Here is a 22,288-nt window from a genome sequence, read left to right on the forward strand (position 1 = left end):
AGACCCTGTGTGGGGGTGTGAATGTCCCTCGAAGGGCCTATGTATGACTAAATCGAGGTAGAGAAGGCGTCTGGCTGCCGGTCAGAAGGAAGCCTTACCTGCGTGTTTCGGCACCAGGCGGAATCCGGGTGGCGTCAAGCGTATGGAACAATGGGCAAGATGAACAATTTTGGCCGGAACCTGGCCCTCTGGGTAATCATTATCGTACTGCTGCTGTTGCTGTTCAACGTCTTCCAGCCCGGAAGCACGCAGCATGCCGCGCAGCAGCTGGCATATTCCGACTTCATCGGGGACGTGAATAATGGGCGCGTGCGCTCGGTCGTCGTGCAGGACCATAATGTCTCCGGCACGCTGACGGACGGTACGTCGTTCGAGACCTATACCCCCCAGGACCCGACCCTGATCCCGCGCCTGACCGAGAAGGGCGTGGAGGTGATGGCGAAGCCGCAGGACAGCGATTCCAATCCGTTCCTGCGCTATCTGATCAACTATGCGCCTATCCTGCTGATGTTCGGCGCCTGGATCTTCATCATGCGCCAGATGCAGGCGGGTGGCGGCCGGGCGATGGGCTTTGGCAAGTCGCGCGCCAAGATGCTGACGGAAAAGCAGGGGCGCGTGACCTTTGAAGATGTCGCGGGCATCGACGAGGCCAAGGGCGAGCTGCAGGAGATCGTGGATTTTCTGCGCGATCCGCAGAAATTCACCCGGCTGGGGGGCAAGATTCCCAAGGGCGTGCTGCTGGTGGGCCCGCCGGGCACCGGCAAGACGCTGCTGGCCCGCGCCATTGCCGGCGAGGCGAACGTGCCCTTCTTCACCATCTCGGGCTCCGATTTCGTCGAGATGTTCGTCGGCGTCGGCGCGTCGCGGGTGCGCGACATGTTCGAGCAGGGCAAGAAGGCCGCGCCGTGCATCATCTTCATCGATGAGATCGACGCGGTCGGCCGTCATCGTGGCGCCGGTCTGGGCGGCGGCAATGACGAGCGCGAGCAGACGCTGAACCAGATGCTGGTCGAGATGGACGGGTTCGAGAGCAACGAGGGCGTGATCCTGATTGCCGCGACCAACCGCCCCGACGTGCTGGACCCGGCCCTGCTGCGCCCCGGCCGCTTCGATCGTCAGGTGGTGGTACCCAATCCCGACGTGATGGGGCGCGAGAAGATCCTCCGCGTGCATATGCGCAAGGTGCCTCTGGCGTCGGATGTCGATCCCAAGGTGATCGCGCGCGGCACGCCGGGCTTCTCTGGCGCCGACCTGGCCAATCTGGTGAACGAGGCCGCGCTGATGGCTGCCCGCCTGGGCAAGCGCACGGTCGCGATGCTGGAATTCGAGAACGCCAAGGACAAGGTGCTGATGGGCGCCGAGCGCCGCTCGCTGGTCATGAGCGAGGACGAGAAGCGGATGACGGCCTTCCACGAGGGTGGGCATGCGCTGGTTGCGATCCTGACGCCGGGTGCCGACCCGGTGCACAAGGCCACGATCATTCCGCGCGGCCGTGCGCTGGGTCTTGTGATGAGCCTGCCCGAGGGCGACCGCTATTCCAAGAGCCGGGCGAAATGCCTGGGCGAGCTGACGCTGGCCATGGGCGGCCGTGCTGCCGAGGAGATTATCTTCGGGGCCGACAACGTGTCGAACGGCGCCTCGGGCGATATCAAGATGGCGACCGACCTGGCGCGCCGGATGGTGTCGGAATGGGGCATGAGCGACAAGCTGGGCATGATCGCCTATGGCGATAACGGACAGGAAGTCTTCCTGGGCCACAGCGTGACCCAGAACAAGAACGTGTCCGAAGAGACGGTTCGCGAGATCGATGACGAGATCAAGAGCCTGATCGACAGCGCCTATTCACGGGCGCGGACCCTGCTGATCGAGCATGTCGAGGACCTGCACCGGCTGGCCAACGCGCTGCTGGAATATGAGACCCTGTCGGGCGAGGAAATCCGCCAGGTGCTGCGCGGCGAGGCGATCGAGCGGGTGGTGGTGGATGATCCGATGCCGGAGAATCGCCGGTCTTCGGTGCCGCCCACGCCGCCGGCGGCGCCGCTGCCCTCACCGGGTGGTGGGGCGGGCCTCGATCCGGCTCCGCTGCCGGGCTGACGCTGGCGGGCTGCATTTTGCTTGCAGGATGGGTAGGGAAAACAGGCGGGGGTGGCTCCGTCTGTTTTCGTTTCAGGACCATGCCATGATGATGGGGCGGGAGGTCGATGGACGCGTTGCGGCTGCTTGAACCGACGGGACTGGTGTTCGGGCAGGATGCCCATGGGGCGGTGGAGGCGGGGCTGGCCCATTGGCTGGCTGGTGGGCCGGCGGCCTTTACCCTGGCGCGTTTGATCGACGGCGATGCCGCGCGAATGGTCCGTGCGGCGGATGTGCCTGCTGACTGGCTGGATGTGCTGGCGCGCGTGACCGCGCCGCTGCCCTCGGCGGACCTCGCACCCGGGCCGCAGGTGATGGGAATCCTGAACGTCACCCCCGACAGTTTCAGCGATGGCGGCCGCCATTTCGGGGCCGAGGCGGCGATTCGCGCCGGCATTGCCATGATCACGGCGGGGGCGGGATTGCTGGATATCGGCGGTGAGAGCACGCGCCCCGGATCGGTTGTCGTGACGCCGGAGGAGGAATGGGCGCGCATTGCCCCCGTGCTGGCGGAATTGCGGCTTCAGTCCGACGTGGCGCTGTCGGTCGATACCCGCAATGCGGGGACCATGTCGGCTTCGCTTGGGGCGGGGGCGGCGCTTATCAACGATATCTCGGCCCTGCTGCACGATCCGTACGCGCTGGCGGTGGTGGCCGATGCCGGTTGCCCTGTCGTGCTGATGCACATGCGCGGCACGCCGCAGACCATGCAGCAATTCGCCACCTATGACGATGTGGCCGTCGACGTGACGCGTGAACTGGCCGCGCGGATCGACGAGGCGGTGGCGAACGGCATTGCCCGGGACCGGATCATCGTTGATCCGGGCATCGGGTTTGCCAAGAATGCCGCGCAGAATATCGAGATGATGCGGCGCCTGCCGATTCTGGCCAATCTGGGGTGCCGCGTCCTGCTGGGGACCTCGCGCAAGCGCGTGCTGGGGGAGATGGCGGGCGTGCCGGTGGCGTCGGACCGTGATCCGGCCACGATCGCCAGCAGCCTGCCGGGGCTGGAACTCGGCAACACCATCCTGCGCGTGCACAATGTTCCGGCCATGATGCAGGCGCTGAGGGTCTGGCAAGGATTGTGGACCTGCGATAAGCGGGGCAGGCAACAGGCGCGGTGAACCAGGGATAGCCGGAAGATGACCAAGACCAGAAAACTGTTCGGCACCGACGGTATCCGCGGCACGGCCAACCAGGACCCGATGACGGTGGAAGTTGCCCAGAAGCTGGGACAGGCCGCCGGCCTGCGCTTTACGCGCGGGACGCATCGGCACCGTGTGCTGGTGGGCAAGGACACGCGGCTGTCCGGCTACATGATCGAATGCGCGCTGGTATCGGGGTTTCTTTCCGCCGGGGTGGACGTGACGCTGGCCGGACCGATGCCGACGCCTGCGATCGCGATGCTGACGCGCTCGCTGCGCGCCGATCTGGGGGTCATGATCTCGGCCTCGCACAATCCGTTCGGCGATAATGGCATCAAGCTGTTCGGGCCGGACGGGTTCAAGCTGACCGACGAGACCGAGGCCGAGATCGAGGCGTTGATGCGCGCCGACCTGACGGACCGCCTGGCGACGCCCGAGCAGATCGGCCGTGCCTCGCGCCTGAACGATGCGGCCGGCCGGTATATCGAGAATGCCAAGGCCTCGTTCCCGCGCGGGCGGCGGCTGGACGGGCTGCGCATCGTCATCGACTGCGCCAACGGTGCCGCCTATCGTGTGGCGCCGACCGCCCTGTGGGAACTGGGGGCCGAGGTGATCCGGATCGGGTGCGAGCCGAACGGGGTCAATATCAACGAGAATTGCGGCTCGACCCGGCCCGAGGCGCTGTGCGCGGCGGTGGTGGCGCATGAGGCCGATATCGGCATTGCGCTGGATGGTGACGCCGACCGGCTGCTGATTGCCGACGAACAGGGGCGGCTGATCGATGGCGACCAGATCCTGGCCCTGATCGCCCGGTCGTGGAGCCGGCAGGGCCGGTTGAGCGCGAAGCAGGTCGTGGCGACGGTGATGTCGAACATGGGGCTGGCGCGCTGCCTGGACGGGCTGGGGCTGGAACTGGTGCGTACGGCCGTGGGCGACCGCTATGTCGTCGAGCGGATGCGCGAACTGGGCGTCAATCTGGGTGGCGAGCAGTCGGGCCACATGGTGCTGTCCGATTTCGCGACCACCGGTGACGGTCTGGTCGCGGCCTTGCAGGTTCTGGCGGTGCTGGTCGAGGAGGGGCGGCCGGCCAGCGAGGTCTGTCGCGTGTTCGCGCCCTTTCCGCAATTGCTGCGCAATGTGCGTTTCGTCGGCAAGAGCCCGTTGCACGCACCCGCGGTGCAGGAGGCGCGCCGGCAGGCCGAGGCCGAACTGGGGACGGCCGGGCGGCTGCTGTTGCGCGAAAGCGGGACCGAGCCGCTGGTCCGCGTGATGGCGGAGGCCGAGGACCCGGCGCTGGTGGAGCGTGTGGTCGCCGGGATGTGCGCGGTGATCGGTTCCGCGCAGGAAGCGGCGTAGGGGCGCCGGTCTTGGCCATCATGAAGGGTCGCGTCCTGGTCATCGCCGGCAGCGATTCCGGCGGCGGTGCGGGAATCCAGGCGGATATCAAGGCCGTGACCGCGCTGGGCGGATTTGCCATGACGGCGGTGTCGGCCCTGACGGTGCAGAACACGCTGGGGGTGAGCGGAATCCTGCCGGTGCCGCCCGATTTCGTGGCGGCCCAGATGCGTAGTGTGCTGGACGATATCGGGGTGGATGCCTTCAAGAGCGGCATGCTGGACCGGGGAGAGGTGATCCAGGCGGTGGCGGCGGAGGTGCGGGCCCGCCCGGATGTTCCGTATGTGCTGGACCCGGTGATGGTGGCCAAGGGCGGGTCGCGCCTGTTGCAGGATGATGCGGTGGAGACGCTGATGCGGCATCTGGTGCCGCTGGCGAGCCTGCTGACGCCCAACCTGCCGGAGGCGGAGGTTCTGGTCGGCCATCCGATCCGCACGGTGGACGATATGGGCCGGGCGGCCGAAACGCTGCGGCGCGCGGGTGCGCGGGCGGTGCTGCTGAAGGGGGGGCATCTGGAGGGCGATATCCTGACCGATGTGCTGTGCGAATCGTCGGGCATCTCCCTGTTCTCGGACACGCGGCTGCCGACGCGGCATACGCATGGGACCGGCTGCACGCTGGCCAGTGCGATTGCCGCCGGGCTGGCCCAGGGACTGGCCCTGCGCGCGGCGGTGGAACAGGCCCGGCGCTATCTGCGGGCCGCGATCGCGACCGCACCTGGATATGGAGCCGGCGCGGGGCCGCTGAATCATGCGGTGACGGTCGATTCGGCATGGGGTGCCCCAGGCGCCTGAGACTCTGACCGAAAATGTGTGACGGCTGTGCTTCCTCCAGGCGTCGGACAATACGGGCGGGACTCATTTCGGATGATCTTCGTTTATTATCCCCCTCAGGGCGCTCGATACGGGCGGAGAATTGATGGGGGATCGAATACACATTCCTTTGAATTCTGGCCGAATATCGCGTGATGTACGTGACGTTGGGGTCACGTTTCGTTCATGCGGGCGTGTCCGGTATGCATGCGCGATATTTGGCGGCATTGGCGTCTGATGCGCCGATATGCGGGCTTGGCGACGAGGAAGATCTTTCCGGCACGTTCGAAGTGCGTTCCGCGGCTTGATGTAACATATTCGTGATCATGGGATTTTGACGCCCGAACCCATCCTAAAAGGATTGTTTACGGAGAGTTACACACCTATAGGTAGTAACTGTAGTCATAAACAATCAATGGTTGATTAACATGCGTGTCTTGCTCGTCGAAGGGGATGGGAGTGCGGCCCGTGGTACTTCCAGCACATTGCGCTCTGTTGGCTACATGATCGACCACGCCGTGACTGGGCACGAAGGGGTCGAGATGCTCCGCCGTTACGATTATGATCTGGCATTACTTGAAATGGTACTGCCGGATATTGACGGATATGAAGTCCTGCGGGCGGCCAGGGCCGCGCGGCTGGATACACCCATCGTTGCCATGTCCAGCCTGAACGGGGCCCAGGCCAAGGTCAGGGCCTTTTCGGCCGGTGCGGACGATTACATTACCCGGCCCTACGATACGCCGGAACTGGCCGCCCGTATCCAGGCGATCGTCCGCCGTTCGAAAGGCTATAGCCAGCCGGTGCTTCAGGCCGGGCTGGTGAAGCTGTCGCTGGACAGCCGGGAAGTGACGGTGAAGGGGCGGCTGGTTCATCTGACCGGCAAGGAATACATGATCCTGGAACTGCTCATGCTCCGAAGGGGTACGGTCCTGACCAAGTTCGCCTTTCTTGATCATCTCTATGGCGGGATGGACGAGCCGGAAATGAAGATCATCGATGTCTTCATCTGCAAGCTGCGCAAGAAATTGCAGCAGGCGGGGGCGAAGAACGTGGTCACGACCGTATGGGGGCAGGGTTACATGCTCAGGGAGGATGGCGATGAGGACGCGCCGCCTTCCGGCGTGATGATGTCGCCGCCGCGATCGTCGGAGGAACTGGTCCTGTCGGTTGTCTGACGACGGGTCCTGGGGGTGGAAGCGTACGGATCGGCAAGAGCGCGAGGCATCGTGCTGCCTTGGCGTTCCGCAAAAAAAAGCAGGGTCCGAAGACCCTGCGAGTTAGCGTGATGATTGAATAATGCGATGCCCCCATCGCCCTTTCCTTATGGCACCGTCAGGGGGCATCGGCCTTGATCTGAATCAAGGACGGATGAAAAGAACGAAAGGTCTGAAAGGATTTTTCAGCAGGAGGCAGGCGCGTCCGTCTGGCGTGCGCTGTCCCCCTGCATCAGGGCCAGCCCTTCGGCGACCGACACGAACTCGCCCCCGCGATCGATCCGCTGGTTGCCGAAACGCGCCGCGAACAGGGCGCGCACCGCCGGGACGAACGAGGTGCCGCCGGTCAGGAATACCCGGTCGATATCGGATTCGGTCAGGCCCGCGCGTTCCAGCGCCGAGGTCACCGCGCCGTCGAACTGCACCAGATCGGGGGCGATCCAGTCTTCGAATGCCGCCCGGGTGATCGTGCGCTCGATATGGATATCCTTGTGGTGGAAGCGCAGAATTGTGCTGTCGGCGTGCGACAGTTCGGCCTTGGCGGCGCCGACCGCGCGATACAGGGCCTGGCCCTGCTGGTCGGCGACCAGGGTGGCCAGCGCGTGCAGGCGGCCGGGTTCGGAGGCGGTGCGCGCGACATCGTCGATCGCGCGCAGCGTGGCCGGCGTGCGCATCAGCGACAGGCGGTGCCAGCGCGCCAGGCTGGCGTACCATTCGATCGGCACCGGCAGCGGTGCGCCGCCCATGATGCGATAGGTGCCGTCGCGCCCCAGTTCGGGCGAGACGACATTGTCGATGATCCGGTAATCGAACTGGTCGCCCGCGATGCCCACGCCCGCATGGCCCAGCGGAATGGCCCGGCCGATGGCGGGATCGAAGCGCAGGACCGAGAAATCGCTGGTGCCGCCGCCGAAATCGCCGACCAGGATCGTGGCCGGCGCATCCAGTCGCCGGGCGAAGCGCCAGCCGGCGGCTTCGGGCTCCAGCGCCACCGCGATGCTGCGGAAGCCGGCCTCGGCAAAGCCGTCGCGCAGGCGCTGCTCGCCGAATGCATCATCCGGCAGTTCGCCGGCGAAGCGCACCGGGCGGCCGACCGTTGCGTCCACGTCGGCCGGGTCGATCCCGACGGCGCGCATCAGTTCGGCGACGAAGAAGCCGACCAGGTTTTCCAGCGTCAGGCGCCGGCCCACCAGGCGCGTTTCGCGGAACGATGTCTGCGCCAGATAGGATTTCATCGACATGATCAGGCGGCTCTCGGCCGGATCGTCCAGATAGGCGTCGATGGCGGCGGCGCCGATGGCCTGCTGAACGGCCAGGCGCCCGCGTTCTTCCTCCTGCCACAGGCACAGCAAAGTGCGGCAGGTCTCGGTTTCGGGATGGCCGGGGAAGGCGAAGCGCGTGGTGTGGGTGTTGCCATCCGGGGTCGCGATGACGACGACGCTGTTGGTCGTGCCGAAATCGATGCCGACACGGGGGCGTGGCGTGGGGGCAGAGGATATCATCGCGGGTGAATAGGTGTTGCGGATCGGGATGTCCATCCGTGTCGTATAGCCCTACCCGGCGCGGCGGAAGGTCAGATTCAGGCGCGCGCGGCCGGTCAGCGCGTGGGTGCCCTCGGCCAGCGGGTGGATGCCATGATGGGCCAGGCGGGCCGGGCCACCCCAGACCACGATATCGCCATGGTCCAGCGGCACGCGCTGCACCCGGTCCGAACGGGCGGGCCCGCCCCAGAGGAACACCGCCGGCAGACCCAGCGAGACCGAGACGATCGGCTGGCCGAAATCGCGTTCATTGCGGTCCTGGTGCAGGGTCAGTCTGGTGCCGGGTTCGTAGCGGTTGATCAGGCAGGCGTCGGGGGTGAAACCGGGATATCCGGCCTCGGCGGCGGCTTCTGTCGCCAGGGCGATGAAAATGTCGGGCAGGGCGGGCCAGGGCAGGCCCGTCAGCGGGTCGTGCGTGGTGTAGCGATAGCCCCTGCTGTCCGAGATCCAGCCCAGTGTGCCGCAATTGGTCATGGCGACCGACATGGTCCGGCCGCCCTGGGTGGTCATGCGGCGGAAGGGCGCCGCGTGGGCGATGGCCTGGATCTGGGCGATCAGTCCGGGAGCGGTGGCGCGGGCGCGTCCGGCCAGCAGCAGGACGCCCGGCCCCAGCACGCGATCCCGCGCGCCCGATTCCAGGTCCAGGCCGGGCAGGGTGCCGGTTGCTGGTGGACGGGGCGGGGATGGCGGCATGTCCGGTCCCGCCTTTCAGGGGCGGTTGGGAGGGGTGCGGTCGCCACTGCCCAGTTCGCATTGCAGCAGCACGACATCCAGCCAGCGTCCGAACTTGTAGCCGACCGATTGCAGGGTGCCGACCGTGCGGAAGCCGTGGCGTTCGTGCAGGCGGATGGAGGGCAGATTCGCGCTGTTGCCGACCAGGGCCATCATCTGCCGGAAGCCTCGGGCCACGCACTCCGCGATCAGCGCGCCCAGCAGCGTCGTGCCGATCCCGCGTCCGGCGGCGTCGGGGGACAGGTAGATGGAGTCCTCCACCGTGTCGCGATAGGCGATCCGTGGGTGATAGGGGCCGGCATAGGCGTAGCCGATCACCGAGCCATCCTGTTCGGCCACCAGATAGGGAAAATCCCTGGCGCGCAGTGTCTCCATGCGTCGTGTCATCTCTCCGACGGTAGGGGCCTCGATCTCGAACGACGCACAGCCATGCAGCACATGATGGGCGTAGATCGCCGTGATTTCGGGCAGGTCCGTGGTGTGCGCGGCGCGGATTGTGACGATGGGAGAGGCGGGTGGCATGCTGGTGGTCCGGCTGGCTTGGGGGGTGGGATATCTATGCTTATATCGGCGGGATGAAAGATACGGACGAAATCTGCGGCAGCACGGCCCCGATGTCGATGACGACATTGTCTGTCCGTCCGGTCGGTCGGGGCGATGCGAGGGAACTGATCCACGCCAATCTGGAGAGTCGGGCCTATCACGCACCATGGGCCCGGCCGTTTACCAGTCAGGACGGCTTCGAAAGCTGGTTCGCCCGGCTGGTGACCGGGCCGGATGTGGGGCTGGTGGCGTGGCATGGTGCCGCTGATCCAGTGGGCGTGTTCACGCTCAGCCAGATCGTCATGGGCGCATTTTGCAGCGCCTATCTTGGTTATTATGGGATGAAGGCGCACGCCAGGACTGGCCGGATGACGCGTGCGACGGGGCTGGTACTGGATTATGGCTTCGATCAACTGGGCCTGCATCGGGTCGAAGCCAATATCCAGCCCGGCAATGCGGCGTCGATCGCGCTGGTCAGGCGGGCCGGGTTTCGGCGGGAGGGCTATTCTCCACGCTATCTGAAGATCGACGGGGAATGGCGCGACCATGAACGGTGGGCCTTCCTGGCCGAGGACCGGCCAGGAAGGGAGTAGGGACCGCGAACGGCGTTGCAGTCAGTTTAGCGTGGCGGGGGCCGGCGCCTTCAGCGTTGCTGCCAGGAAGGCCTCGCGCGCGTCGTCGACATGCGCGCGCAGGACCGGGTCGGTCAGCATGTGGGTGCCGGGCAGGAGCAGCAGATTGTAGGGGCGCCCGGCGGTGATGAAGGCCTGAGTCATCTTCATGGTGTTTTCGAAATAGACATTGTCGTCTGTCAGGCCGTGCATGATCAGCAGCGGACGGGAGAGGGACTGCGCGTAGGTGAGGACGTTGCTGACGCGGTAGCCCTCGGGGTCGTCCTGTGGGGTGCCCAGATAGCGTTCGGTATAGGCCGTGTCGTAATCGCCGAAATCGGCTGGCGGGGCGCCCGCGACGCCGGCCTTGAAGACGTCGGGCCGGCGGATGGTGGCCATGGCGGTGAAATAGCCGCCGAACGACCAGCCATGGACGCCGACATGATCCAGGTCCAGTGCGGGGTAGCGTTTGCCAAGGGCGGTCAGGCCGTCGATCTGGTCCTGAAGCGGCAGGTCGATCAGGTTGTTCTTGGTCGCGCGTTCCCAGTCATGGTCGCGGCCCGGTGTGCCGCGCCCGTCCAGGCTGACGACGATGAAGCCGTGATTGGCCATGCACTGGCTTTCCAGGGACAGGCGCGGCGCGTCCAGGACCTCCTTGTATCCGGGGCCGGCATAGACCGACAGCACCACCGGGTAGCGCTGTCCCGGCTTGAAGTCGGCCGGGCGGATGATCATTGCGTCCATGTCGCGCGTGCCGGCGCGCGTGTATTCGATGTGCGGCGCCAGCGTCGGCGTTTCCGCGACCGCGGGCACGGTGGCCAGTACATGGCCCGCGCTGTCGCGCAGGGTGGTGACGGCGCTGCCGTCCGCGCCCGACAGGCTGTCGATGAAGCGCGTATGGCCGCCATCGGCGAAGGTGGCGCCATGCAGCCCGGCTTCCGGTGTCAGCAGGACCGGCGTGCCGCCTTGCAGGGGCAGGCGGTAGATCGCGGTGCGGGTCCGGTCGGGGTTGGCGGTGACGGTCACGGTGCCGGCTTCGGGATCGATATCGTCCAGCGAGACGAAGGGGAGGCCGGTGGGTGTGACCGCGTGGTCCAGCGTGCCATCGGCGTGGCGCAGTTCCAACTGCCAGTGGCCGTTGCGTTCGGCGCCCCACAGGAAACCGCTGCCGTCCGGCAGCCAGCGCGGCAGGGGGCGGCCGCGCCCGTCGCCCGAGGGGCTGATATTGATCCAGGCGGGATCGCGTTCGGTGAGCAGGGTCGTGGTCTGGCCGGTGGCGGGGTCGACGCGCAGGACCCGTTCCTCGGTCTGGGCGCGGTTCAGCACCACCAGCGTGAGCGGGCCGCGACCTTTGGGCCAGACGGCGCGTGCCAGATAGGGGAAGGTGGTGCTGTCCCACTGGACCCACCGGGTCGGGCCGCCGTCGCGTGGCACGAGCCCCAGCCGGACGCGCGCATTCGCCGTGCCGGCGCGCGGGTAGCGGAATTCGACCGGCTGGGTGGCGGGGTGCTGGGGGTCGGTGATGTAATGTTTCTCGACGCCGGAGGAATCGGCTTCTTCATAGAGGATCGTTTGCCCGTCGGGCGACCACCAGAGCCCGTCCGGGCGGGCCAGTTCCTCGGCGGCGGCGAATTCGGCCAGGCCGCGGGTCAGGGTTTCGCTGCCGCCATGGGTCAGGCGTACCGTGCGTCCGCTGGCCAGTGTCACGACATGGACGTCATTGTCGCGCACCACCGCGACATGGGTGCCGTCCGGCGACAGGCGGGGGGCGATCCAGCCACGGCCGGGCACATCGGAGACCTTGCCGGTCGTGACCCCGACCTGCATCAGCCGGTCGCCCTGGCTGACCAGGGCGGTCCGCCCGTCATCCGCCAGAGTGAAATCCGTGATGCCGGTCAGCGACATGCGGGCGCGTTCGCGCCGGGCCTTTTCCTCGACCGACAGGGATTCGGTGCCGGTCGGGCGGGCCAGTTCGGTCTCGGTCCCCGTCGCGGGATCGAAGCGCCACAGGTGCAATGTGGTGTTGCGCGGGCCGCTGCGCAGGAACAGCACCGCGCGACCATCGGGCGTTGGCTGCGCGTGGCGCGGCAGGCCCAGCGTGAAATTCCGCGTGGCCGCGAGGTCGGCGTAGCACTGGCCGCCGGCGGCGGGTGCGGCATGCGCCGCTGCCGCCAGAAGCAACCCGGGGAGGGACAGCGCCACGCGCCGCATCGGGCGGCGGGGGCGGCGGCCGGGGGAAAGTGAAGGCATGATGAAATCCGTCTGTCATGTCGAAAGCGCTCGACGATGAATTGACGGAGCGTCGGGTGCAAGTCGGGGGCCTTATCCTCTCGCGTGGTCGGGATCGTTTCGGTATGACACGAGGTGCCCGCTGCGTGTCGGGCATGGAAATCTGAAGCATGTCTCCTGTCGCGCGGTTCCTGCCGCTGATTGTCATCGTTGCCATTCTGTCCTGGGCCAGCGCCTATCCCGTCGTGCGGATTGCATTGCGCGATCTGCCGCCGGTGCCGCTGGCTGCCGCGCGCTATGCTATTGCGGCGATGCTGGCCGGGGGCTGGCTGGCATGGGCGCGCCCGCCTGTGCCGGCTCGGGGCGATTGGCTGCGGATTCTGGCGTGTGGCGCGATTGGAATTGCGCTTTACAATATCCTGTTCAATACCGGGGAAGTGACCGTCTCGGCCGGTGCGGCCAGCCTGCTGATCAGCGCCATGCCGCTGATTGCTGCCCTGATCGCAGTGGCGGTGATGGGGGAGCGGCTGTCGCCTTGGGGATGGGCTGGGTCGCTGTGCAGCTTTGCGGGCGTGGTTTTGATCGCAGAAGGCCAGGTGGGGGGAATCTCGCTGGGGTCGGGCGCGACGCTGGTCTTCGGAGCGGCGGTTTGCGGTGCGCTCTATACCACGTTGCAGAAGAGGCTGGTGTTGCGATACGGGGCGCTGCCGACCATCTGCTACATCCTGATCGCGGGGGCAGCCTGTCTGAGCCCCTGGTTGCCGCAGGCGTTAAGGATACTGCCGGGTGCGCCAGCGCGTTGCTGGGCGGCGGTGCTGGAACTGGGGGTCTTTCCTGCCGCCATCGGCTATGCGGCCTGGGCGTTCGTGGTCGGCCATATGGGCGCGGCGCGGGGGGCGGGGTTGCTGTATCTGCTGCCGCCGGCGACGCTGGTGCTGGCCTTTATCCTGACTGGTGAAATCCCCAGTGTGCGCACCTTGCTGGGTGGCGCGATTGTCATGGCGGGGGTAGTGATCACCAATACGTATGGACATCCGAGCCGTGCGATGCGGCATGGGGCGTGAGGCGGGTGCATGTCGAAAGACAGGGCGGAGCATGAAATTTTGTGTGGTTGGCGCGGGTTTTAGCGGTGCAGTCATCGCCCGTCATCTGGCCGAGCGTGGTCACGAAGTGGTCGTGGTGGACGAACGCTCGCATGTTGGGGGAAATTGCCACACGGAGCGGGATGCCGAGACCGGGGTAATGGTCCATCGTTATGGGCCGCATATCTTTCACACCGGAGAGGAGCGCGTATGGCTTTATATACAACGCTTTGGCACTTTCCGTCCCTATACGAACCGTGTGAAGGCTGTCGCGGGCGGTCGTGTCTATTCCCTTCCTGTCAATCTTCTGACCATCAATCAGTTCTTCGGAAGGGATATGGGGCCGAGGGAAGCGCGTGCCTTTATCGAGGAAAAGGCCGATCATTCCATTGTTGATCCGCTTTGTTTCGAAACGCAGGCGCTCAGGATGATCGGACCGGAATTATATAAGGCGTTTTTTCGTGGCTATACACGTAAGCAATGGGGGATCAATCCCACCGAGTTGCCGGCATCGATTCTGAAGCGTCTTCCCTTGCGATTTGATTATGATGATAATTATTTCAGTCATCCCTTTCAGGGAATGCCTGAGCACGGGTATTCGGCTATTATCCGGCATATCCTAGATGGAAAAGGAATCGAAATAAAATTAAACTGTTCATTTGAATCCCTGTCTGAAAAATTTCATCATGTTTTCTACACGGGACCAATCGATCGATATTTCAAGTTTCGGACCGGACGGCTGGCATACAGGACTTTAGATTTCGAGCGATTTGTCGATGACGGTGATTATCAAGGGACGGCCGTCATCAATTATTGCGATGAAGACGTGCCTTATACCCGAATCGCGGAGCATAAATATTTCGCGCCTTGGGAAAAAGACGCGTTCTCACGGACGGTATGTTTCCGTGAATATAGCCGACTGGCTGGAAAGCGTGACATTCCGTATTATCCAGTCAGGATGCTCGGTGATCAATCTCTGCTGAATCGCTATATAGATATGGCGCGTGAAGAGAAAAGCGTTTCGTTCATCGGCCGATTGGGCACCTATCGCTATCTGGACATGGATGTGACCATAAAAGAAGCGCTTGATGCCTGCGACATTATCGATCGGACTCTTCAGTCCTCCGAATTGTCCTTGCCTGCTTTTTTCGTGGACCCTCATTGAATGCTATGGCTATCGTCGATAGCTCGTGGCGATATGATCGGGTAGGTAGTTTTCTCCTGCAAGCCGACATCTTCGCATAGGGTGATCTATCATGAACAAGTTTTTTATCAGCCTTGAAAGAACACCCGAGCGTACCGAACGCTTCCTGCAGGCCAACGCGCATATACAGGGTCTTGTCAGGTCGCCTGGTGTCGATGGTGCGTCGATGGATCTCGAGGAGATGAAGGAAAGAGGATTCGTAAGAGATTCCTGCGCGTTTACACGGGGTGCCATCGGGTCGGGCCTCGCCCACGTCGCCTTGTGGGGGAATGTCGCCAAATATGGTATTCCCGCGCATATTTTTGAGGATGATGCGTTCCTGTGCCGCAATTTCGAGGAAGAAAGCAACCGGATCATCGCCACCCTGCCCGCTGATTGGGACATCATTCTGTGGGGGAATAATTCGGATACTGTCTTGCAGTTCGAACTGTTGCCGGGGATCACGCAGTGCGTTGCCACCTTCTCGCAAGAGACGGTTCGACGGGGGATTTCCTCGTTTCGGCAGATGGACGTAACTGCGTTGCCTTTCAAGCTGGATCATACATTTGGAATCTGCGGGTATGCGATTTCGCCTCTGGGGGCGGAAAAAATGATCAAGCGCACCCTGCCCATGGATACGACGCATATAGCGTATCCCTCGCTCGGAGGCCGGGTCATCACGACGACGTCGATCGACCATCTGATGAATACAGTGTATCCGGAAATGAAGGCCTATACGTGCTTTCCGCCCCTGTGCCTGACCGACAATCAGGCGACGAATAGCCTCAATCGATAATAAGAGTTGGAAGGTTTGGTGTCTGAATCTACTGCGGGAGCAGTGGAAGACCTCCCATTCGGATATACGTCCGAATGGGAGGGGGCGATGGAAAAGTTTTCAGGTTAAAGCTGTAGACGCGATAATATTTTCAACTTCGGCGTTTTCGTTAAAGAAATTTTGAGCGTAAACGTTATGTAAAATGCTATTTCCCGATAGGAATTTGTAAAAAACTTGGATTATATTGATGTGAACAGAGGCATTGTGAATAATAATATCATTTATATTGAGTTCTCTTGTTTTTATTATGCATTCATTGAACGTTTTTATCTGTATGCCTACGTAAGATAATTCCTCCTTCGACCGCGTTTCGGGGAAAAATATAGGGCAATGTGCATTATTTACAGATTTTATGTCTTTCACCATGCTGTGGTCGGAGAAATTCGCAATTTCAAGAAGATGATTCCGGTAACTGGAGAGTTCATTTTCGATAACACAGAAAAAGTTGCATTTATTGGATAGGGATTTTTGCATATATTTTCTATCTTTCGGCATTTTGTGTATAAAAAATACGTCAATTTTATCGAGAGAGAGGCTTTCCGACATTTTTTCCAAAGACCACCCACTGCCACATAGATCGACGACCATGGTCTGGGAGGTTATGAGCCTGTCAGAATATTGATCGTAACTTTTGCTGCCGGATGTCTTTGCGTAACGGCTGGTATAATAATAAATACATTCAAATTCACCAGGAAACATGGCTTCGAAGAGTTTTTGCCACAGATGGCAATCTCTGCTGGAAAAAAGAATTCGCGTTTTGCCGAGCTTTTTGCAGATCTTGTAGAGTATGATGCTGGAAAAGAATAATATGGGAAAATTCATATGAATTTGTGTGACCTGCAATTCGCGTTCATGGGCGACTGCGGACCAACTTTTCAGCCGCACTTCGCGGCATAATTCACCAAGAGCAGTAAAACCAATGTCAAAAAAGATTTTTTCAAAGGCGCTTATCTGAGAGCTCGTCGTGATCTCAGTCTCGATGCCGGCTTCCCGAGCGCGGAAACCATCAGCATGCGTATTGTCGCCCAGATGTTTTCTGATCGAGAAATCCGAGAGTATATGTTTCCATATATATCCATCATGTTTACCGTAATTCGTGACAATCAAGGCGACTTCTTTTCTGAGTCCAGCTTTCGAAAGAAGGCCACGGATTATGGTTTCAGGGAGGTACATGTCGGAGATGAGAATGTCTCCGTCGTTAACTCTATCCATATTTTCTTGTATGGGGATGACATTTTCCATCTCCATCTCTATTTCTGTCTCTTTTAATAAATTGATATTGTCGTATGTGACACCAAAGCTCTTGCCGAGTTCTGTATAAATATCGTCAAATGAATAAGGCCGGCCGAGCAGTTTCTGTTCGGCCTGTCTTCGCGCCTGCGCAAAGCCGGTTATGGCTGTTTTTCTTTCGACAAGAGCGAATATCGCGAGCGGAAAGACACAGCGTCTGGCGATCAGAGTGTCAAAAACATCAAATGTATTAATGGTAGGTCTCGAAGTCATGATCCGTCTGATCCAATTTTCCGGCCCTCCCAAGAGAGAGTTCAAGGGGAGGGCGACCGTTGTCGGGTTATAAGGGGGAGGATGATGTTCCTGCTTCACTCGAGGCGAGGATTATGCTCACCTTTCAAGTAGAAACTATCCAATGCATGTTTGCGATAATGTCGTTCTTCTTCCTGGGGAAGCTTGTTATCGGTGTACCACGGCAAATGCTGGCATGTGAAACGTCCGCCGACCCGCAGGGCGGCCAAGGGGGATCGCGGGTTGAAAAAGCGTTTATTGTAGACGGCGAAGGTCGTGTCGATAGGCGCATTGTAGATCGGGTCGCCCATCGCGGTCAGGCCGATTGGTTCGTTCCAGAATCTCTGTTCCCAATCCCATATCTTGTATAGTTTATCGCCGATCTGGAATGCATTCTGTTGCATGGCATCCCGATTGCTGATGTCCAGAGCGAACCCTGCTTTGCCGATGGCATGTTGGACAGTCAATGCGGCAAGTTGTGCTATAAAATCATGAGGAAGATCCACATTGAAGCACAGATCCGGGTCTGTAACACAGAAGATTTCGGGAAGAATTACATAATTCGTGCTGTCCACGAATATGTCGCGCGGCCCCTTGTTGACAATCTGCCGAACGACGGTGACGTGCTTGCCTGGATGATCAAGAAAATCGCGCATCGGTTCGTAGATCGATGCATTATCAACCAGGATAATGTTTTTTAGACCGAACTCACGCAATTGATCGACCATGTTTCGCACGTAGGTGACGGTCTCGAAGCATGGAATAAGAATCGGTATATTCTCTTGTAATATTCCGGAAAGAGATAGATTGGTCCGATTCGTTTTAATACGAGGAGAAGCAATCGTATTTTTTGATAAACTTGCGGACCATTGCGCAAGGATGTGAACGGTTTCTTTAATGATATCTGTATGGATAAATAAAATATTGAATTGCTTATCTCCGTACTCATGATCTCGAGCGACTGGGATAAATCCGGAACGAGCAAGGTGATTTAATACTGTTTCCGACGAAGCTTGCTCTTTCCAAAAAGGAAAACCCTCGACTTCCAAAAAGATCGCTTGTGTGTGCGAAAGTGTCTGGTCGGCGCCTTGTATGACGCGATCACTTGCGCCTTCGACATCGATCCAGAGGAAAGTATTTCTGCCATGCTGATCGGTTACATGGTCGCTAATGAATGCGTCGAGCGTTTTGGATTCGACGTCAAACTCGGCGTAGGTGGCATTCTCATTTCGATGTAACAGGGACGACTTGCCTGTATCTTCTGATTCTATAATGCGGGCAGGGATGACCTCACCATCGACGTAAGCTTGGGATAACGTCAACGGCGCATAGATTGTCGTTCGTCCGGAAGTGCTATTGATAGCAAGGTTCCAGGAGTGGATATCATGATCCCGGAGGCGAGCAAGGTTTTTTGAGAATATTTTTGGATTGGCTTCGAAAGAGTGAATTGCGCATTCAGGCAGTAATTGACGCATAACGATCGATGTCGTGCCGTCGTTTGCGCCGATGTCCATGAATAGTGTAGGACGTAGATGCTGCGCTATCGTAAAAAACAGAGATTGTAAAATCTTGTTCCCTTCAGCGTTGGCGAGAATGGTATTCCCCTGGAGACTCCGAGCAAGAGAAAAGAAATCGCTATTCCATATATTTGAAAAATCTGCATTCAATGACATTTATGTATACCTGATTTCGTTCGCTTGACTGTTCTGGAATGGCCATCATGTGCACTTAGTGCAGATAATGCAGCAAAAAAGGCAGTTCGTCCAGCAGTCCAGATGTCATCCATCGTCAAACGCCTTCCATCGGTATCTTGCTTGATATTCGATGGTGAAGGACGAAGTATAGAATTTCTTTCCGTCGATCGCGGCTGGGCATTCGGGAGGGCGAAGGCGATTGGACCGAGACCGTGTCCGACGTGTGTTTCCGCGCATCGGAGCGGTGGTGATGGCCGCTCGTCGTGTCACGCGGAAAACGCGCGTCGGGTCGCGGCCTGCGCGTATTTATCGGTCAGGCTGTGAAACAGAAGCCGTATTTCTATCGCAAGAGATCGCTTAATTTATGTTTATTGCTATTTGCGAGGCGGCTGATCACGTTGCATAAATGATCACGATTTCCGCAATGGAGGTGCTCCGAGAGGATATTGTTTTTTATAAATGGAAAGCCTTGATCTATAAGGACATCCCACAATTCAAGAGTCGGATTTGTGATGTGATCTTTCGTTAATATCTTTTCTCGCCAATCATTTGATCTGTTGCTTTTCTCGCCGGTCAATAGGTTGAAATAATCCCATAGTCCGCCCATCGGAACCTGATGTTCCGACATCCAACGAGAAAATCCAATTTCATTACTGTTAACGACGAACCATTTGTTGTGATGGTATCTGAAATGCCTCCAGAATTCACGCCAGACATCTGACGTCACGATTTTCTGGCTGCAATATATAAAGAAGGATTGTAAATGACCGATATGTTGATAAGCGGAAATTGCGCCGATCAGACAATCGGGGTGCTCACGGCATTTTTCCAGCATCTCCTGCAGGCCGTGCCCCAAGTAGGTCACGCTATCGTTCGCCAATAAAATAGGGTTGTCAGGGTATTGTTCCATCACCCTTCGAACGCCCTGCTTGTGCAGCCCCCAATCGTAAGCAGAGTTGTCGGAGCAGATAATTCTCCAGACGGATTTTTTGATTTTATCAATTTCTTTTTGTTTGAATTTTTTGGTATTCGATAAGAAAAATATGCAAACACCCGATTTTTTAAGAGATTCGATGTAATCTACAACATAAGGTTGTATTTCGTCATGTCGGTCGTAATGAACGAAGAGGCAAATATCTTGTCGTGGTTCGGGCGGCGGACCGAGGACATCATCGCTGATGACAATATCATTGTTTATGTCTTTTTGTGTTTCTATTCGCGAGAAGATAGCTTCTTGTCCAAGCTCGCGAAAAAAGATCGATCGCCATTCGTGAGGGTTGCTGAGTTTGTGTCCAAAGACTTCGAGCCAATAGCGCGTGGAGAGCAATGGGTTGGGATCTTTAAGAGAATTGACGTCCTGCTGACAAAAATGCTGCAAAATCGTCATGCCTTCCGGCATCTCGTGGCCGTATTTTTTTTTATAGAAATTTACATCGAACAGAATATTGGGCCCAAATCTGTCTTGAAGTTGCAGGCACTCCATTATGCTTAATGATGGATTTTGAGCGGCCATTCGAATCCACTCAATGTCTATAAGAGGATGTGACGCGTTTACTTCTTGCATGACCTCGTGGACCTTTTGGAATTTACGGTGATTTGTATTGGCTGCATTTTATGCAGGACTGAAAATGTCCTTGAGCATCGCATCTTATGCAGGGGAAGGCATGATCACGCCGAAGCCATCAGATGACCGTCGATGTCCATCAGCGCGGTTTCTATGGCCGCACCGGAGGGCGGGGGGCAGATTATGTTGGTCCACGGGTTTCATGTCACCGTCTTTTATGCGTGGCGTCCAGACATATTGTCGCCCCTCGGAGTAGAGATTTTCGATACGATCACGAAAATCGAATATGGCTATTTTGTCGCCAGAGCATGTTCGACATTGGCCAGTTTTGTTTCCACGATAGAAAATTTTTCGGACAAAATGTCAATTTTGGGAGATATCTCAACAGATTTCGCCAGAATTTCTGAAGACAGTTTTGGAATATAAGAATTTACAGTCCTGAGAAGATAGGAATATTTTGTGTTATATGCACATTCATTGGCGATTCTATGTAGTAATTCTGTTCTCAAATGCGAAAAATCTTCGCTTCTTATTTTGTTGCTCGGGGAATTTTCGAGATGAATGATAAATTCGTTGGAATGTATGTCGTGGCTTATTTCTTTTATCGAAAAGTCTGTGAGTTCGAGGTAGTTTGTTTCCAATATGAGTAATAAGAAACTGCTTTCAGTGAAAGTCCAGCAATGTGCGTCTTTGTATTCTTTTTGGTTTTCGTTGTCGGCACTCATGAATAATTCATAGTATTTTTTTATATCGCGAGATGTGGAAATGCTTCCGGGATCTTCTTCTTGAGAAAAGCTTTCGAATGTTTTTCCATTGGCCTGCCGCGAGCAGAAGTAAATATTGCCATCGAATACCTGCTCGTCCGTCGGGAACCGCCTGTCCTGCTTATATGCGGAAAGCCACTCTCCCAAGGTCGACAGCGGTCGGAAATAATCAAAGCACGTTCTTTTATCCGGGATGGCCATCGAGAGCACGCCGCCTCGCTTCAGAACTTTTTGGCAACCCTGTAGGAATTTAATTGGGTTGGGTAAGTGTTCGAAGTTGTGAGATGAAATAATATAGTCAAACGTGCCAAGTTCGCCAATTTTTTTTACGGAATCGAATATCTCTGTCGAGCTTCCAACAATATCGACCTCTTCTATGTCGTTAAGTCGTGTATTATTGATTTGAGGATCGTTGAGTAGATTCTTTCTCAGGCGTTCGGCGTCAAAAATATCAAAAACCAGACAATTATATCCATCGCGTTTGGGTGCCATCGGGTTGAAATAGGCACCGATTTCCAACCCTTTTTGTTGCCTGGAAATGTATTTCTTTATTCTTTCTATTCTGTCCACTTTTTTCTCCAGAAAAAATCGTCTTCATTGTAACGGTAGAGATAATGTAAAATACCTTATCCCAGCAGGCGCGGCAAATCTTCAGTCGATGCACGGTCATGAAATGTCAGCCAGCAGGCGTCTGCGATCGTCGACCTCCAGCGTGTTCGTGCATATCGAGGAGAATGGGCGCTTGCGGATGCTGGAACTGTAGCGCCGTCAGCGGCGCGCTTGGCACATGCGCCGGTCGTGCCCCGGCATTTCGGCTGCCTGCGGGCCATCTTGCGCTTGATCGGAATGATGGCAACGGACGCAGCGTACAGGTGGCGCGGGCGGTTCGTTGATGGTGGGTCAGTCGACGCTCGGCCTCGAAGGCCGCATGGTCGTGGGAAACGGTTTTGTTCCGTTGCGCGAGGATCCTTCCGACGACTGGCGGCCCGAACCATGCCCAGTCCGGCATGGTCGGGGAGATCCGAGTTCGTCCCGCCTATTCCGATTCCTTCATCCGTTTCCCCGGATTCCCCGACCTTGGAGCATGTTTGGAAATGCGGACTGGTGAGCGAGGACGGAACGGTCCGTACCCCGTCACGTATTTCCGAGCATCGGAGCGCGGCGGTCTTATGGGACGGGCCTATCCTGAATTTCGTGTGTTTGGTGTGATGCTGAGGAAGGAGAAGCATCATGGCCCGACGCAAGAAGCCGGTGATCCCTGACGATGTTCTGGACCAGGTTCTGGCT

General features: G+C 58.7%; 17 protein-coding genes. 9 read left to right on the forward strand and 8 right to left on the reverse strand.

Going from position 1 to position 22,288, the window contains the following annotated elements; genetic code table 11:
- Positions 1-159 precede the first annotated feature (159 nt).
- From ftsH to HLH29_RS13650, 5 genes are all read left to right on the forward strand, one after another.
- Positions 160-2,094 carry an ATP-dependent zinc metalloprotease FtsH gene (ftsH, locus tag HLH29_RS13630; protein ID WP_275944186.1) on the forward strand — a complete coding sequence of 645 codons (1,935 nt, stop codon included), beginning with the start codon at positions 160-162 and terminating at the stop codon, positions 2,092-2,094.
- Positions 2,095-2,201: 107 nt separating this feature from the next.
- Positions 2,202-3,257, forward strand: a complete 1,056-nt coding sequence (gene folP, locus HLH29_RS13635; protein WP_182967722.1) for a dihydropteroate synthase — start codon at positions 2,202-2,204, stop codon at positions 3,255-3,257.
- Between the two features lie 18 nt (positions 3,258-3,275).
- Entirely contained in the window at positions 3,276-4,634 is a 1,359-nt protein-coding gene (glmM, locus tag HLH29_RS13640; RefSeq protein WP_182967724.1) for a phosphoglucosamine mutase, read from the forward strand.
- Positions 4,635-4,654: 20 nt separating this feature from the next.
- Entirely contained in the window at positions 4,655-5,467 is an 813-nt protein-coding gene (thiD, locus tag HLH29_RS13645) for a bifunctional hydroxymethylpyrimidine kinase/phosphomethylpyrimidine kinase (protein ID WP_182967726.1), read from the forward strand.
- Positions 5,468-5,913: 446 nt separating this feature from the next.
- Complete coding sequence (locus tag HLH29_RS13650) at positions 5,914-6,663, forward strand: response regulator transcription factor (RefSeq protein WP_182967728.1); 750 nt, start codon at positions 5,914-5,916, stop codon at positions 6,661-6,663.
- Between the two features lie 224 nt (positions 6,664-6,887).
- Here the strand turns inward: HLH29_RS13650 and HLH29_RS13655 are convergent, their stop codons facing one another.
- Genes HLH29_RS13655 through HLH29_RS13665 form a run of 3 tightly spaced genes read right to left on the reverse strand, consistent with a single transcriptional unit; the run spans position 6,888 to position 9,497 of the window.
- A complete protein-coding gene (locus HLH29_RS13655; RefSeq protein ID WP_182967764.1) occupies positions 6,888-8,204 on the reverse strand; it encodes an Hsp70 family protein in 1,317 nt (438 codons plus the stop codon).
- Positions 8,205-8,255: 51 nt separating this feature from the next.
- Positions 8,256-8,936 carry a DNA oxidative demethylase AlkB gene (gene alkB, locus HLH29_RS13660; protein WP_182967730.1) on the reverse strand — a complete coding sequence of 227 codons (681 nt, stop codon included), beginning with the start codon at positions 8,934-8,936 and terminating at the stop codon, positions 8,256-8,258.
- 15 nt (positions 8,937-8,951) lie between these two features.
- A complete protein-coding gene (locus HLH29_RS13665; protein ID WP_182967732.1) occupies positions 8,952-9,497 on the reverse strand; it encodes a GNAT family N-acetyltransferase in 546 nt (181 codons plus the stop codon).
- Here HLH29_RS13665 and HLH29_RS13670 point away from each other — a divergent pair.
- Complete coding sequence (locus tag HLH29_RS13670) at positions 9,491-10,111, forward strand: GNAT family N-acetyltransferase (RefSeq protein ID WP_338030248.1); 621 nt, start codon at positions 9,491-9,493, stop codon at positions 10,109-10,111. The genes HLH29_RS13665 and HLH29_RS13670 overlap by 7 nt on opposite strands.
- 21 nt (positions 10,112-10,132) lie before the next feature.
- Here HLH29_RS13670 and HLH29_RS13675 read toward each other — a convergent pair whose 3' ends face one another.
- Positions 10,133-12,379 (reverse strand): S9 family peptidase, encoded by a 2,247-nt coding sequence (locus HLH29_RS13675; RefSeq protein ID WP_182967736.1) that lies wholly within the window; start codon positions 12,377-12,379, stop codon positions 10,133-10,135.
- A 149-nt stretch (positions 12,380-12,528) separates the two neighbouring features.
- Between HLH29_RS13675 and HLH29_RS13680 the strand changes: the two genes are divergently transcribed.
- The 3 genes from HLH29_RS13680 to HLH29_RS13690 all read left to right on the forward strand — a co-directional run bounded on the left by HLH29_RS13680 (position 12,529) and on the right by HLH29_RS13690 (position 15,419).
- Positions 12,529-13,422 carry a DMT family transporter gene (locus HLH29_RS13680; RefSeq protein ID WP_182967738.1) on the forward strand — a complete coding sequence of 298 codons (894 nt, stop codon included), beginning with the start codon at positions 12,529-12,531 and terminating at the stop codon, positions 13,420-13,422.
- A gap of 31 nt (positions 13,423-13,453) precedes the next feature.
- Positions 13,454-14,605, forward strand: coding sequence for a UDP-galactopyranose mutase (glf, locus tag HLH29_RS13685; protein ID WP_182967741.1), 1,152 nt, complete (start codon positions 13,454-13,456; stop codon positions 14,603-14,605).
- A 91-nt stretch (positions 14,606-14,696) separates the two neighbouring features.
- Positions 14,697-15,419: a glycosyltransferase family 25 protein gene (locus HLH29_RS13690; protein WP_182967743.1), complete on the forward strand. Its 723-nt coding sequence runs from the start codon at positions 14,697-14,699 to the stop codon at positions 15,417-15,419.
- Between the two features lie 99 nt (positions 15,420-15,518).
- Here HLH29_RS13690 and HLH29_RS13695 read toward each other — a convergent pair whose 3' ends face one another.
- The 4 genes from HLH29_RS13695 to HLH29_RS13710 all read right to left on the reverse strand — a co-directional run bounded on the left by HLH29_RS13695 (position 15,519) and on the right by HLH29_RS13710 (position 21,571).
- The gene (locus tag HLH29_RS13695) at positions 15,519-17,060 is read right to left on the reverse strand and encodes a hypothetical protein (protein WP_220791519.1); all 1,542 of its coding nucleotides are present in this window, start codon (positions 17,058-17,060) and stop codon (positions 15,519-15,521) included.
- The gene (locus HLH29_RS13700; RefSeq protein ID WP_182967747.1) at positions 17,057-18,652 is read right to left on the reverse strand and encodes an FkbM family methyltransferase; all 1,596 of its coding nucleotides are present in this window, start codon (positions 18,650-18,652) and stop codon (positions 17,057-17,059) included. Before HLH29_RS13700 ends, HLH29_RS13695 begins: the two co-directional genes overlap by 4 nt.
- A gap of 361 nt (positions 18,653-19,013) precedes the next feature.
- Positions 19,014-20,237: a hypothetical protein gene (locus tag HLH29_RS13705; RefSeq protein WP_182967749.1), complete on the reverse strand. Its 1,224-nt coding sequence runs from the start codon at positions 20,235-20,237 to the stop codon at positions 19,014-19,016.
- 290 nt (positions 20,238-20,527) lie between these two features.
- Positions 20,528-21,571, reverse strand: coding sequence for a methyltransferase domain-containing protein (locus tag HLH29_RS13710; RefSeq protein ID WP_182967752.1), 1,044 nt, complete (start codon positions 21,569-21,571; stop codon positions 20,528-20,530).
- Positions 21,572-22,288 lie beyond the last annotated feature (717 nt).

This window comes from Gluconacetobacter tumulicola, assembly GCF_014174215.1.
Taxonomy (GTDB): Bacteria; Pseudomonadota; Alphaproteobacteria; order Acetobacterales; family Acetobacteraceae; genus Gluconacetobacter; species Gluconacetobacter tumulicola.